Below are 14,992 nucleotides of genomic sequence, written 5' to 3' on the forward strand. Positions count from 1 at the left end.
TATAATGTCTGACGGAATGATATTTCTTGAACAAAAGGGGTTTTCAGCGATTGTTAAGAAAGCTCATAGCTTCGTTTGTTAAAAAAGCAGCCAGATTTTTTCTGGCTGCTTTTGACTGTGCTTTATTTATATCTTAGTTCATATTTTCCATTCGAAAAACTGAAATTTATCTGCTGATTATGTTCTTTAACCCTGTTGTCTTTCTTTCACAGGGTCTTGGCCTTTTAGAATTAGCATGATGTTTTCTGCATTCATCACATTTGCCATGAAACTCACATTTTGTTTTTTTACAAGGGCACTTTTCGTTTATTGTCATTTTCTATCACCACAAATTCTAATTTATCGTTCTGCAACGATTGTGATCAAGAGTAAGTCATCATTTTCTGTATTAGACTGCTTTTGACTATACTTAAACAATATATGATTATGCATTGTTTGCATCTTAATTCATATTTTCGATTCGGCAAACCGGCGTTTATGGTTCCCATTTCAGATAAACCATATCTACTAACTGAACTCCGTCTTCAAACATAGGATGATCATAATGATCTGTAAAAAAGTTTTTTACTCTGTGTGATTCTTTAAAACCGCAGTTTTTATAAAAAGAAAGTGCCGAATAACAATCACCAGTTCCAACAAACAATGCATTGCAGTCAAAACAATAAGTAAACAGGAATTGTATCAGCTTTTTTCCATATCCTTTTCGCCAGTAATCAGGCAAAACCGCAATGTTTTTGAGTTCGTAGATACCATCATCTTCTTGTGTAATTACGCATTCAGCTTTCACACCATTATCATCCAAAATAAACATTTCGCCACGTTCAAGGTATTCGTCTATCATATTTTCCGATTCATCAGCCAGCAATAACAAGTCTATATAATTTTTCTTTTTGTCTGTAATTTTTCGTATATGCACTACATCCCTCCGTAAATTCTAATTTATCGGGTACAGCATTTACCCCAAAGCATAGCATATAAGAGTTATTGCACCTTTGGTTTTACAATATAAATTGTTCCCTCAATAGCATAACCCAGCTTTTCATAATAAGGGTTGTTACCGCTTAGAACATATATCTCTTTGCCAGAAAAATCATTGCATACCTGCTCCATCAGCAGTCTGCCAAATTCTTTGCCGCGATGAGATTTATCCACCAAGAGGTCATAAACGTAAACACCAAACCCATCGTCGTCTCGGCAGCGGATATAGCCGCAAAGCTGCTCCATTCCTCTCCCTCTCGCTCAAGAAGAGCAAAAAGCTGGCTTTTGTCTTCTGCATGAAAACGTCTAATCATAACTTGATTTTTTGACACTGTGTATTCCTCTCTATTTAGTTATTATCTGCTCCTGATCCGTCAATGGCTGCTTTTATATAAGAAATACTAATCATGTAGAAAATGTTATACTTATTACACTCGCTCAGCATTCATTTCCGCATTGATATGCCATTCTCCATTTTCTTTTACGGTAACATTCTGCCAATGAAAACTATGGTCCTCAATCCTGGTAAAAACCCACTTTCTTCTCTTATCATCAATGTATGTAAGAACTATCATATCGTCTTGTTTTCTTGCTTCAAGCCTTATTATTTTTCCAGTGTAACCATAAGCGACATCCCATGCGTGTGTCTCGGGATTATAAATACGAAGCGACGTTCCATATTCATAATCTGGCAGGATAATAACATCTTGAATTGCCATCCCTTCAAGAACCCACGAAAAGTGCCATTCCCCTTCAATTGCAAAAGGATTATTATTGTCAACATAATGAATTTTCCAGCTGCCGATCAGTTTCCCAAAATAATCATATTCTTCAGGCAGTGCTGTATTTTTTCTTTCGCTTATCAGTGCTTCTAAAAAATTCTGCATATTCTAACGCCTCCTCCAAAAATAAATAATATCTGTTACAAACTTTTCATATCTCTAATTTTTTTAATTCAGCACCAGTTTTTCAATGGCTTTGGCCACCCCATCACTGTTGTGGTCATCTGTTATATAGTCTGCGATCTCTTTCATCTCATCTGTGCCGTTCTCCATGACAACTCCGATCCCTGCCGCCTTAATCATTTCATAATCGTTTTCTGCATCTCCGCAGGCCATGATGTTTTCCTTTTTTAAATCCAGATGTTCCATCAGGTGAGCCAGCGCGTCTCCCTTATTACATGAATCAAGGGAAATCTCCAGATTATTTTTCAGAGAGGCCACAACCGTATATAATCCGCTTTCCGTCAATTCTCTTCTCGCTTTTGCCCGCTCTTCCTGATCTTCAAAAAACAGCGTCATCTTTTCTGAAGTTCCGCCTTCCTGTACGATATACTCTTTGAGATCTTCTACCGGCGTTCTGGATGCACGTATCATCTCCTCAGAATATTCTCCCAGGTGAAACGACTCAAGTCTGTCCAGTTCTTCCTTATAGCAGTACACTTCTCCGTCCTTAGCTATGCTCCGGAAAGCATGATACGGTCTCACATCTTTCAGAAGCTTAAGAATCTGGTCCGTCTCAAACTGATTTTTGTAGATTGATTTTTTTTGGTGCAGGTCATAGACTCTGGCTCCGTTGCTCAGAATACAGTATCTCATTCTCTCAAGATCCGTCAGCTCTTTCGGAAGCCCGTTCACTGACCTTCCGGTTGCAGGGACAATCTGAATCCCTCTGTCCATCGCGGTTTCTAAAACTTCTATTGTATGTTCTGTAATTTCCTTGCCGCTTGTCAAAAGTGTACCGTCCATATCCATGGCAATCAGTTTAATTTCTCGTTCTTTCATCCCGTCCCCCACTGTTCTTTTCAGCATGTTTTCCGTTTCATTATACCGCAGAATAAATAACAGCGAAAGACCTCCCCGCTGATTTTCTACTGCAGGGAGGTCTTTTCCTATATACAATCTAACAAACATATGAATTAGACAATTTTATTTTTCTTCTTTCAGCTCAATCTTTGCTTCTCTATCCAGCAGTTCTTTCATCACCTTCGGGTATTCTTTATCAAGATGATAGAAACACAGGATAAAAATCATAATAACTCCCAGCACCGCGATTCCATAAATAAAAAGATTGGATATGGTGCTCAGTGCCTGTGCGCTCTGGGATGATGCGTTTCCGCTGTATGTATTCGCCTCCATTATAAAGCCTATGAGAGCTGATCCTATTCCCTGGCCAAACTTCTGGCCCGAAGTGACAGCTGACTGTATGGCACCGGCGGTACGAAGTCCTGTTTTCCACTGTCCGTACTCAATACAGTCAGCAATCATTGTAAAAATCATCCCAAGGATCGGTGTCATACCAATCCCTCTCAGCAGCCCGCCGAAGGTAACAAGAGCAATGCTCGTAGGATTCAGCAGAAGGATCAGTGAGCCTCCGATGATAAACAGAGCGCCCAGCATACACCAGTTCTTCTTAGTAGTAAAATCCATGATCCTTCCAAGAAGCAGCGTAGCAATGATCGTAATTCCATAACATGCTGTATTTACATTTCCGATGATATTCGTGTCACCTACGATCCATTTACAGTAATAGGTAGCCATTGTCCCCGAAAACGTCTGGTACATTGCGAAAAACACGAAGAAAAGAAACAGCATAACAAAGTATTTATTCTTAAACAACGCAGGTATTGCTTTTCTCAGCGGGATTTTCTCGCCCGCCATATCATCTTTTACCACAACACGTTCCCTTACGGAAGCAAAGCAGAACAGCATCATGGCAGCTGCAAATATCGCATAAATGGCAGTCAGTATCACCCAGTTTCTCTGAGAGTCCATCCCTCCTCCCGGCATCATTCCGAGAATTCTCGTAAAGAGCAGGGTAACAAGGATATTTCCTATCGGGCTCATCGCCATGCGGACAATATTGATCTTCGCCCTCTCATCCTGACTTCTTGTCATATAAGTCATGGTTGTGGCAAACGGCAGCTGAAACAGGGTATACACTACTGTCAGCATCAGATTGTAGGTAATAAAGATATAGACAGCCTGGGCCATCGGTGCGATCTGTGGAACTGTTATCAGAAGAATCGCTGCAATGGCGTACGGAATGGACATCCTCAGCATCCAGACGCGGGCCCTCCCATATTTAGATCTGGTGCGGTCCACGATAAATCCTGCTGTAATATCCGACACTCCGTTGAATACCTGAGAGATGGCAATGATCATTCCTATGACAGACGGCGAAACATGGGCAACATCCGTATAAAACATAACCAGAAGACTGGTAGCGATCGTGAACACAATATTTGTAGAAATTTCCCCGCATCCGTATGCGAACTTTTCAAAACCCGTAACCCGGTCTTTCTGAGTCCATTTGTTATATCCGTTGAGATTCATTCCTTCACCTCTCTTATTTGCTGATCGTCTGATTTAAGGCATCAATTGAAGTGCTCAGCCCAGCTTCCACACTCATAGTAAGGTCTTCCATCTCAAGTGATACATGTCCGTCATATCCCATCATATGGCATACAGAGAAGAATTCCTTCCACCATTGAAGATCCTGCCCGCATCCCACGGCAACATAATTCCATGTACGGTTCTTTGTATCTGTCACCGGCTTATACTCGGCCAGTCCATTGACATCACACAGCCCCCGTTCAATCCTGGCATCCTTTCCATGTACGTGATAGATGCATCCTTCCAGCGCACGTACCGCAGCGATCGGATCTGCTCCCATCGCGATCAGATGAGAAGGATCCATGTTCATACCGATCATCGGATCGACGGCATCTCTTAATTTCAGAAGCGTCTCAGGATTGTAAACCAGCTGGCACGGAAATTCTTCGATTGCAATCTGTTTTACACCCTGTTCCTTACAGTGCTCCACAAACTTCTTCCACCAAGGAATCGCTACATCTTCCCACTGATAGCGGACAGTTTCTTCCATATAATCCGGCCATGACACTGTGGATGTGATCCAGTTCGGAGTTTTATCTCCGGGTGCGCCCGCAGGCAGTCCGGACATCATGACTAGCTTCTCAACTCCCAGTCTGCCGGCCAGTACTGCAGTATCATAAATAGACTTTGTATGTAACTCTCCCATTTTAGCTGGTGAAAGAGGATTTCCGGAACAATTGAGAGCAGCGATCTCCATTCCTCTTTTTTCAATCTCCGCTTTGTATGCAGCCAGTTTATCGTCATCCTCAAGAAGTTCCTGTGTCGGTACATGGCAGCATCCTCCCCAGCCTCCTGCTGTCATCTCCACAGCCTCAATTCCTAATTCTTTCACCTTATCCAGCATTTCAGTAAATGATAAATCTCCTAATACGTCTGTGCAAAGAGCTAATTTCATAATTTTTTTCCTTTCTTTTCTCTGTTATTTATTTTAACAGTTCCCGTTCAATGCGTTCCCTTGCCTCCGGTGCCTGCTTCTCCATCTTTTCCGGAAATCCGAACATGGATACGCATGCGATGTTGTCTCCTCCCGCTTTCGGTGCATCTTCTTTTAACTGCCGGTTTGCAAAGTCCATGTCTCTTAAGGTCTCAAAGATCCCCTCAAAGTCCACGTCTCCCTCTCCCATTGCCAAATGCTGGTGGATCGTCACATCGGCTTTTCCGCGGCCGTTTAACCATGGCGGGTTCGCGATATAACGGCAGTCCAGAGTCTGATTGAATGTATCCGCAAACAGCACATGGGTCAGTTCTTCTCCCGCATATTTTAACATGGATCTCACGTCACCTTTTCCCTCGTCATAGAAAAATCCGTGCGGAGAAGAGTATACATATCCAAGGTTCGGAGACCGGAAAGATTTCACCAAATCACAGGTCTCATTGTTTAACTCACAAAAGTCATACGGATGGGACTGGATCTCCACCCGGAGTCCTTCCCTCTCAATGATCGGCAGCAGTTCTTCCATGGACCGGTACCACATGCCGTTGCAGATCTCCTGCTGATTCGGATCTCCGGAGAGTTCTGTATTGATCACGGGCACACCCATATCCACAGCGATTTCGATCATCCGTTTCCAGTTGGCTACTGCCATCTTTCTCTGTTCTTCTGCAGGGCCGGACCAGCGGTACACTACGATAAAGGAGGAGATCTCCACTCTGGTCTCTTTGAGTGCTTTCCTGTATTCCGTCTCACATTCTTTGGAAAACAGGGGATGTTTATAGAATGGATTGATCCTCGGATGCGGGGATTGTTCGATGTATTTGTAGCCCCAGTCCGCTGCCTGGTGGACCATCCGGTTGATATCCATCTGTTTTGCCAGCACATCCACGTCAAATGCTATTTTCATTCTTGACCTCCTTATCTATAAAACTCTGGTTTTTCTTCCATTTCAATTTTTACAACAGTATGTTGATCCCTTGCTTTAGAAGCGGCCTTAGCTGTTACCTGTCCCACATATCCATCCCATGCAGTTGGGCCGTCCACCCTTCCTTCCTTCGTTGCATCGATCCATTCCTGGATTTCCACATTATAGGCATCTACAAATCTGGTGGACCAGTCACTGTGGATTGCATGACCCCGGACAGCATTGGCACACACCTCAATATTAGAAGGTTCCGGGAGATTTAAGATTGCATCTTCACAACACACTTCACATTTAATGTCATAACAGTGCCCTGTATTTACAAAGGCTTCCACATCAATCCTTACTCCTGATTTTGTAGTCAGGATCATAACCTGCGGATCCATCAGATTTGCATGGGTTCTCCTTGTGTTTTTTGCAAAAACCACTTCTGCCGTCTCATAATCTTCATCCAAAAGCCAGCGGATCACATCAATCTCGTGGATCATGGAATTTTCTACCGCCATTGGGGTGTCATAGCTTTCATCTACAGAAGGATTTCTGTGTGCACAGTGCAGAAGCAGCGGTTCGCCGTATGTACGATTCTTGATTGCCTCTTTTAATTGGCGGTATCCATGGTCGTATCTTCTCATGAATCCTACCTGGACCAGCTGTCTGCCCCCGGCGATCTCCTCCTCCACAATCCGTCGGCATGCTTCTGCCTCCGGAGCCAGCGGTTTTTCACAGAACACATAAATTCCGGCTTTGATTGCAGCTGTCACGTATTGCTCATGGTACGGATCTATGGTCGTGACGATCACTGCATCGATATCTCCGGAAACAATCATTTCTTCCCCATTTGCATAAAAATCACACCCAAATTTTTCTGCAACTGTTTTACCGAACTCTACATTTACGTCCGAACACGCGACAACCTTACCTCCCTGCAGCTGATTGTTAATCCTCTCAATGTGAGTCCTCCCGATAGCACCCACCCCAACGACTCCAATTCTTAATTCTTTGTTGTTCATAGTTCGTTCTCCTTCTTAACATTTATTTATTGACATATTTTTAAGAGCTCGTGCTCTTTATCTATAAATTCATTATAACAGTTTTTTTACAAAACACAATGAACAGATTTAACAATAATTTCATTTAAATATTATAGAAATTTACCAATAAAGTTTATTTCATTCCTACCTTCTTTTTATAATAATTGATTTATTTAAAATCTATGAGATATTTCTCTGATATTACAAAGAGCTCGTACTCTTTCTCCGCTGCTGTCGACTGCCGTCACTAAAAAAGAACTCCAAAACCCAATCTTATGGATTTCAGAGCTCTTTTTTATTCAATACATTCTTTTAATATAATCTTTATCTCGGTATACAAGTGCTTACGCGGCGGTTTTTTTTCGTAAACCAGGTAATCCATCATCACATTAAGGGCCCGTCCCCCCTGTTTTTTCAGCTCTGTGGCAATCGTCACATCCACTACCCTCTCTTTCACTAAATGAAGGACTTCCGGATAATCTTCATAGCATATCACCTTAATATCTTCTCTCTTCTCTTCTTTTAAGACTCTTCCTACTTCTTTTACACCCCCGCAGGTGATAAAAATCCCATCCAGTTTTTTCTCTCTGTCCAAAAGTTTTTTTGTCTCTTCTTTAATAATATCCGGGTCCTCATCCGTCCGTATGCTCTTTAACATGTGAATCTTTGGATATTCATCCTCTAACAGCCCCCGGAATCCTCCCTCTCTCTTGTCGAAAAAAAAGGACTGCCGTGTATCCCCATCACTTGTCAGCACCGCCACGTTTCCTTTTCCATTCAGGAATTCTCCCATCAGCCTTCCCGCAACTCTGCCTGCCCTGCTGCCATCCTGTCCGATGAAGCAGAATCTCTGGCTTCCTTTAATATCTGAATTCACCGTGACCACAGGAATCTTCATACTCATACAGTAGTTAATCGCATTGACAATTTCCTCAGAATTGATGGGACTCAAGATAATACCGTCAACCTTTTCCTCAATCATCTGGTGGATCAGTTTCAGCTGCCCTTTGATATCCGGATACAGAACGCTGTGATAATCCGTCTGTACATTAAAAGACTGATAGGAACCCAATTCCCGCTCAATCCCTTCTCGGACAATCTCTTCCGCATCCACTTTTAACAATATAATGCCGATCCGAATGGTTTTCTTCTGCATTTTGAGCGCCTGTCCAATCGGATTTGGCTTGTAGTCATATTCCTCTATAATCCTCTGAATTCTCTGCCGTACTTCTTCACTGACACCCTCGCGGTTATGTAATACTTTGTCAACCGTTGACCGATGCACCCCGGCCATCTCAGCAATTTGTTTAATTGTGATCTTCATGCCTGCTCCCTCAATTCTATTTGTCTGTTTATTTTAAGCATAGTATAACGCATTATAATAAAAAAATCTATTTTTCCAGACTGAATTCCAGGCACTCTAAAAACCTTATCACAACTTACTAGTTCCTTCTTTTCAATTTACTCATAATATACTATAATAAAAGCAATGACAGATACTATATCAGAAAGAGGAATATATATGCGTACAAAACGAATCGATGAAATAGAACAGTATATTATACAAGAAAAATCGGTATCTCTCGACACCTTATGCGATGTCTTTCAGGTATCTAAAAATACGATACGCAGAGATATCGATACACTTGCAAAGACAGGAAAAATCAAAAAAGTTTATGGAGGCGTCACTCTCAATGAAACACTTCCTTCCAAAAAGCTGCTTCCATTTGCAGAACGCCACGAAAAATATATGGAAGAAAAAAAGGCGATCTGCCGCCTTGCCGCAGATCATGTAAAAGACGGGGATATCATTTATATTGATACCGGAACAACCTGCCATAACCTGGTGGATTATATTTCTGAAAAGCGCTGTACGATCATAACAAACAGCCTTCAGGTATCCTTAAAGACCCTGCCGTATGAAAACCTTACCGTAATCTCTCTTCCCGGTTATTTAAAAAGAGAGACTCTTTCTTTCGTTGATGTAAAAATAGCAGACTATCTGAAAGCGTTTAATATCGGAAAAGCATTCATGGCATGCACAGGTCTTTCGATGGAAAACGGTCTGACCAATGCATCCGAAGAGGAGTACAGAGTAAAGGAGGCAGTCACTGCAAACAGTATGGAACGCTTTGTTCTCGCGGATCATTCTAAATTCGGCATCTTTTCTCTGATGACTTACTGCCCGCTGGAAAAGATCCATTACATTCTCACAGACCAGCCGGTTCCGGAAGAATACGAGGATTTCTGCAGTATGAATTCTATTACTGTTGAGACAATAGGATAACTTTCGCAAAATCATAATCTGTGATGTCATAAAATGCTCCGAAGGCTTCAGCCCCGGAGCATTTTGTATTACATTCATCTTTTATTTACTTCTTCTGCGCTTTTCAATATAGGACAGGATCATATCCGCGGCATCTTCTGCGGTTGTTTTTCCCATATTCAGAGCTAGATCATAATTTCTTACATCGCCCCATTCCTGTCCCGTATAATAATTGTAATAAGATTCCCTTGTCTTATCTTCTTTTCTCATCTCTTCAAGGGTAACTTCCCTTCCCTCAGCTTTCGCAAGACGTTTCAGCCTATATTCATCATCTGCATAAAGAAAAACAGAATATACATTCTCAAAGTCTTTCAGGATATAATCAGCACATCTCCCAAGAAAAACTCCGGACCCGTATCCGGCCAGCTTCTGTATGATTTTTCCCTGCTCTTTATACATTTTGTTGTACACAGGAATATGACCCGGGGTTCCCATCATGACACTGAGACCTTCCATATATTTCGAACTCTTCCTGTAGTTCAGCTCCTTCATAGATTCTTCATCAAAGGAATCAAATCCAATTTTATCCGCTGCCATATACAGAATTTCCCTGTTATAATACCAAACGTTCAATTTTTCTGCCAGAATTTCTGCTACTTCTGTGCCGCCGCTTCCATGCTGGCGTCCGATCGTGATCAATGTTTTTTCCATCTTTATTTCCTTCCTGATCTGCTGTTGGGTTATCTCATAAGATGCCCATCTTATTTATAATTTATGACTATTATAGTTTCTTTAACTACAGTTTTCGCTCTCATTATACTCAATTCATTCCCACAATGCTATAATAACTTTCATTTTCAGCGGATCAATCATAATTTGTTATAAGAGTGGTCTGTCTCTTGTAAAGATTTCACAAACCATCATTTTTCAAAGGATACAAACCCGCAGTCCGTAGGATGATCCAGAATCAGCCCATTCTTATGTTTCATAAGACAGCATCCGATGGTGAGATCCCCTCCGGCAGCGAGCATATTGAGGATTCCGAGCATGAAAAGCCTGTAATTAGGCACAGCCAGAGAGACAGCAAATATACCCAGACCCAGCACACAAAAAGGGAGATATAATCCCACCGCATAACTGCTGAATTTTAGAGGCTCCTTACAATGGCAGTATGGTGTCAGAGAACTCCACATGAAACCAAATGCAATACTATGCCATCCCTTTTTACAGCTCAGACTCCATCCTGCACCGTGCAGCATTTCATGAATGAAGATCGATACAAAGAACAGCCCAAGAAAAAGAACCAGATTTCTGCTGTCTATGGCAAAACCGTCCTTCCCCCAGCGAAGTGTGTAAATGATAAATGCTATAATACAGAACGGCCCTGCAGTCGCGAGTGCCATGACGTTTGCCTTCAGAATAGAGATAATCCCGGAAGATTCCTTGTACCCTGCTTCTTTCATTTCTTTTCTCGTCCTCTCATAGTTTTCGATGCGTTCCTGTTTCTTATCCTCTTTTTTCATACTTCTCTTCCGCCTTTCTTCATTATATACCCAAGTGCATACTACACTTCATTTCCTTTTTAATTTATCATATAACACCGGAAAAGTATTGTAAAATAACCGTAGAATTGCTGCACTTTACAAAAAAGCATCTCGAAGGCATACTGCTTTCAAGATGCTTTTTAAACTTATTTATTTTTCTTTTCTTCGTTTTTCGATGTATTCAAGGATTAAGTCTGCACAATCTTCCGGGCTGAGCTTTGTCATGTTGACAGCCAGATCATAATTCTGAACATCGCCCCACTTTTGTCCCGTATAATAGTCATAATAAGATTCTCTTGTCTTATCTTCCTTCTTCAGTTCAGATTTTGTGACTTCCCGGCCTTCTGCCTCAGACAGATGATTTAAACGGAATTCATCGTCTGCATAGAGATAAATTGTATAAACATTTTCCATATCTTTCAGTACATAATCTGCACATCTTCCAAGAAATACCCCGGATCCGTATCCTGCAAGCTTGCGGATGATCTTGGACTGTTCCTTGAACATCTGATTGTAGACCGGAATATGTCCCGGTGTTCCCATCATGACACTCAGTCCCTCCACATATCTGGAACTTTTTCTGTAATTCAGCTCTTCGAGGGATTTTTCATCTAAATCATCTACGCCAATCTTTTCCGCTGCCATGTGCAGGACGTCTCTGTTATAGTACCATACATCCAGCTTGTCCGCCAAAGCCTGTGCAACCTTTGTTCCATCACTTCCGTACTGACGGCTGATGGTGATCAATGTTTTTTCCATAGTTTCTCCTTTCCTACCTTAGTCTCAGAAATTTACTATAATATATTCATAATTAGCAACATTCTTCTAGTAATAACTCAGTACATTATAAATATATATCCTAATTATACTCAATTAGTTGCCAAAAGTCTATCTTTTTTCCAAATTCCTGATTTTGTATAGAGATAACCGATAGGGACAGAGACGGACGGTGCGATGAGACAAGCCAGATATACCCCATTCAGGCCGATCACATGATTGAAAATACCTGCCAAAACGATTCTCACGAGAATACAGTTAACAAAACTGCTCATAAATACATAAACCGTATGTCCTGCGCCTGTCATCAGCGAGTGATAGTTCAGGAACATAGCATAAAATATCTGGCCGATGATCTCAATCCTTAAATTCATTACCGCGGCAGAAATAACTGCCGGATCGTTTGTAAAGAGCGAAGCCAGCCATGGAGCACTGATCTCGATCACTAAAATCACGATCCCCGCCATGATCAGGCAGATCCTCATACCCTCTCTCATTGTTTCCCTCGCCCTCTCAAACTGTCCTGCTCCCAGGTTCTGCGCGATCATTGTAGCTGCCCCTCCGGACATGGATGTAATAAACAGCTGGCTGAATTCCTTGATCTTTATACTGATCCCATTGCCCGCAGAGACATCCACGCCATATTGATTGATAAAGTAGGTGACTGTGAGCCATGAAATTCCAGCAACCGTATTCTGCAGTACACAGGGGACACCCAGTTTCAGAATAGCCATCAGCTTTTCAATCCTTATTTTAAAATTTTTCAGATAAAATCCATAATAATCCTGATGTTTCCATGTATACACCAGAGCCGTCATAAAACTCACAGCCTGGGCACAAACCGTGGCATACGCCACTCCTCTGATCCCCATATGGAACACCGTCACAAAACATATGTCCAAAACAACGTTCAGAAGGATCGATGAGAGAATACATAAAAATGGTATCCTGGAATTTCCGGTTCCCCGCATGATGGAACTCAGCGCATTATATCCAAGGATAAAAATACATCCCCCTGCACAAATATGTAAGTATTCTAAAGATTCCCCCATTGCGGGAACACCGAGCATTCCAAGCAGTGTATCTGAGGTCAGATAAATGACAGCGCCGCTGGCAGCCCCAAACAGGAGAGAGATAGAAAAGAGTGTCCCCCCTGCCCGTTTTCTTTCTTTGTGGCTGCCGTTCCCAAAATACTGTCCGATCAGTATATTGCCTCCCAGAGTCAGTCCCACAGCTACCTGGGTCAGAAGGTTCATAATCTGACTGGAATTGTTGATGGCAGAAACACTTCTTTTTCCGATAAACTGACCTGCGATCACCAGATCCGCAATACTGTACAGAGCCTGAAGAACACTGGTCAGCACCAGCGGAAGGGCATAGACCGCCAATTTTTTTCTTACACTTCCTGTTGTCAGATTCCCCTGATTTTCCCTCATGTCCTATCTCTTCTTTCTATTTCTTATAACTCACCTCTGGATTCCCGTTCTTCCAGTTCTTCCATGATTCCGGCATATTGTTTATCCAGTTTATAGAAAAACAGAACAACTGCTGCAACTCCCCATATGACAACCGGAGCCCAGATGTAAGTATTGGAGATGGCGCTCACCGCGCTTGCCGGCTGCTGTACTGCCGCTCCCGTGCTGTCTGAAGAAATATAGCCCACTGCCGCCAGGACAGCACCTACGGCCGCACTGGAAAGTCCTGCTCCTACCTTGGATCCCACAGAAGCGGCACTAAAGATCATACCCTCCTGTCGGATGTGCGTCTTCCACTGCCCATACTCCACCGCATCCGCGATAAACGAGAAGATAACTCCGAACAGCGGTGCTTCTCCCAATCCCTTGACTGCTGCAGTCGCCACAGCCAGACCATAGCTCTGCGGATTAAACAAGAACAGAAGCTGTCCGGCCATGACGATCAGTGATCCTGCCAGCGCCAGGTTTCTTTTTCCAAATCTCGGAATCAGTGCCGGAAGAATCAGGATCCCGGCGATCTTTTTTCTTATTCCTGTCTTTTACTCTCTATGTATGTTATTTTCTGACCGGTTCTCCCACCATCAGCTTTCTGATCACTCCCAAGAGACTTTCATATCCTCCCAGGAACTGATTGATCGTCTTTACGAAAGCTCCATAGTGTACAAATTCTTCCGGTTTTAAACCGTCTTCTTCATATGCCATGATAAAATCCGGAATCTTGTTCAATTCATTTAAATATTTTTCCGGTACCGGACGGCTCATGCGCTCTTTTACCTCTACATCACATCCATTGATCTTCTCCTGCCATGGCTGTGTTATCGTCAGAACCACATCTCCTCCGATAAACTCAGACCAGTGGAAATAGTTTCTGTACGCTGCCGCCAGAAGTCTTGTCTTATATCCGCGTTCCTGATAAATCTCATATGCATTCTTAAAGACTGCCACGCCTGCATACTCCAATGCACATGGGTCCAGACAAAGATTATCCCGCTTCACAGCTTCTTTCACCCAGTCATCGGTACGTCCTACCATGATGGTACACACAGGTGTCATATTTTCGTTGGAAAGCCCTGCTTCTTCTCTCCTCTTTAATCCGCGCTCTACTGCCTCTGCCACAGCTACAGCCTGTGCTACGGTGAAAGATACGGTTGCGTTAATGCTGATCCCTGCAAAAGTAGCTTCTTCAAATGCCTTAATGCCTGCGGCTGAAGTCGGCATCTTCACCATAATATTTGGCGCCAGTTCTCCAAAACCAATCGCCTGCTTTGCCATCTCCTCTGCGTTTCGGTACAGTTTGGCATTGGTCTGGATAGAAATTTTTCCTTTTGCGTGATTTGTCTTTTCATATACCGGCTCCAAGAGTTTCGCACCGCGCACTGCCATCTGTTCGATCAGGCGCCATGCAATTTCCTCCTCTGTTGCCTCCGGCATTTCATTGATCCATTTTACAAGAGTGTCTTCCCAGAGATCCATCTCCTGATTCAATACATTTCCTACAATCACAGGGTTCGTCGTAGCTCCCGCTGCTCCGCGCTCAATGGCGTATTCCAGCTCTTTTACCGCACAAGAATCATTCCAGTATTCGGTCTGGGGAAATTTTTCACTAGTTTCAAACAGTTTTCCTTTTGCGTCTGACATAAAGAAGACTCCTTTCATGAGAAAGTTGTTGG

At 42.6% G+C, this 14,992-nt stretch carries 16 protein-coding genes; 1 reads left to right on the forward strand and 15 read right to left on the reverse strand.

The annotated features are described in order from the left end of the window. Positions 1-475: 475 nt before the first annotated feature. The 9 genes from QVP35_RS10785 to QVP35_RS10825 form a co-directional block, all read right to left on the reverse strand. Positions 476-916 (reverse strand): GNAT family N-acetyltransferase, encoded by a 441-nt coding sequence (locus QVP35_RS10785; RefSeq protein WP_009288845.1) that lies wholly within the window; start codon positions 914-916, stop codon positions 476-478. A gap of 65 nt (positions 917-981) precedes the next feature. Then, entirely contained in the window at positions 982-1,224 is a 243-nt protein-coding gene (locus QVP35_RS10790) for a GNAT family N-acetyltransferase (RefSeq protein ID WP_009288852.1), read from the reverse strand. A 182-nt stretch (positions 1,225-1,406) separates the two neighbouring features. Next, complete coding sequence (locus QVP35_RS10795) at positions 1,407-1,865, reverse strand: hypothetical protein (protein WP_009288853.1); 459 nt, start codon at positions 1,863-1,865, stop codon at positions 1,407-1,409. Positions 1,866-1,928: 63 nt separating this feature from the next. Next, positions 1,929-2,762 (reverse strand): Cof-type HAD-IIB family hydrolase, encoded by an 834-nt coding sequence (locus QVP35_RS10800; RefSeq protein ID WP_039930207.1) that lies wholly within the window; start codon positions 2,760-2,762, stop codon positions 1,929-1,931. 144 nt (positions 2,763-2,906) lie between these two features. Further along, entirely contained in the window at positions 2,907-4,313 is a 1,407-nt protein-coding gene (locus tag QVP35_RS10805; protein WP_009288855.1) for an MFS transporter, read from the reverse strand. Positions 4,314-4,326: 13 nt separating this feature from the next. Next, positions 4,327-5,268: a sugar phosphate isomerase/epimerase family protein gene (locus QVP35_RS10810; RefSeq protein WP_009288856.1), complete on the reverse strand. Its 942-nt coding sequence runs from the start codon at positions 5,266-5,268 to the stop codon at positions 4,327-4,329. Between the two features lie 28 nt (positions 5,269-5,296). Continuing rightward, positions 5,297-6,214, reverse strand: a complete 918-nt coding sequence (locus QVP35_RS10815; protein ID WP_009288857.1) for a sugar phosphate isomerase/epimerase family protein — start codon at positions 6,212-6,214, stop codon at positions 5,297-5,299. An 11-nt stretch (positions 6,215-6,225) separates the two neighbouring features. Continuing rightward, positions 6,226-7,239 (reverse strand): Gfo/Idh/MocA family protein, encoded by a 1,014-nt coding sequence (locus QVP35_RS10820; protein ID WP_009288858.1) that lies wholly within the window; start codon positions 7,237-7,239, stop codon positions 6,226-6,228. A 316-nt stretch (positions 7,240-7,555) separates the two neighbouring features. Next, the gene (locus tag QVP35_RS10825; protein WP_009288859.1) at positions 7,556-8,584 is read right to left on the reverse strand and encodes a LacI family DNA-binding transcriptional regulator; all 1,029 of its coding nucleotides are present in this window, start codon (positions 8,582-8,584) and stop codon (positions 7,556-7,558) included. 198 nt (positions 8,585-8,782) lie between these two features. On the opposite strand from QVP35_RS10825, the gene QVP35_RS10830 reads away from it, so the two are divergent. After that, the gene (locus QVP35_RS10830; protein ID WP_022261144.1) at positions 8,783-9,547 is read left to right on the forward strand and encodes a DeoR/GlpR family DNA-binding transcription regulator; all 765 of its coding nucleotides are present in this window, start codon (positions 8,783-8,785) and stop codon (positions 9,545-9,547) included. A gap of 81 nt (positions 9,548-9,628) precedes the next feature. Here QVP35_RS10830 and QVP35_RS10835 read toward each other — a convergent pair whose 3' ends face one another. From QVP35_RS10835 to QVP35_RS10860, 6 genes are all read right to left on the reverse strand, one after another. Further along, a complete protein-coding gene (locus tag QVP35_RS10835) occupies positions 9,629-10,237 on the reverse strand; it encodes an AAA family ATPase (protein ID WP_009288861.1) in 609 nt (202 codons plus the stop codon). Between the two features lie 209 nt (positions 10,238-10,446). Next, the gene (locus QVP35_RS10840) at positions 10,447-11,049 is read right to left on the reverse strand and encodes a DUF3267 domain-containing protein (RefSeq protein ID WP_006565933.1); all 603 of its coding nucleotides are present in this window, start codon (positions 11,047-11,049) and stop codon (positions 10,447-10,449) included. A gap of 171 nt (positions 11,050-11,220) precedes the next feature. Further along, entirely contained in the window at positions 11,221-11,829 is a 609-nt protein-coding gene (locus QVP35_RS10845) for an AAA family ATPase (RefSeq protein WP_009288862.1), read from the reverse strand. Positions 11,830-11,939: 110 nt separating this feature from the next. Beyond that, positions 11,940-13,283, reverse strand: a complete 1,344-nt coding sequence (locus QVP35_RS10850; protein WP_022261145.1) for an MATE family efflux transporter — start codon at positions 13,281-13,283, stop codon at positions 11,940-11,942. Between the two features lie 23 nt (positions 13,284-13,306). Next, positions 13,307-13,852: an MFS transporter gene (locus tag QVP35_RS10855; protein ID WP_083809514.1), complete on the reverse strand. Its 546-nt coding sequence runs from the start codon at positions 13,850-13,852 to the stop codon at positions 13,307-13,309. Positions 13,853-13,877: 25 nt separating this feature from the next. Continuing rightward, a complete protein-coding gene (locus QVP35_RS10860; RefSeq protein WP_022261146.1) occupies positions 13,878-14,960 on the reverse strand; it encodes a transaldolase family protein in 1,083 nt (360 codons plus the stop codon). Positions 14,961-14,992: the final 32 nt, after the last annotated feature.

It is taken from the genome of Anaerostipes sp. CAG:276 (assembly GCF_000432215.1).
GTDB classification, from domain to species: domain Bacteria; phylum Bacillota; class Clostridia; order Lachnospirales; family Lachnospiraceae; genus Anaerostipes; species Anaerostipes caccae.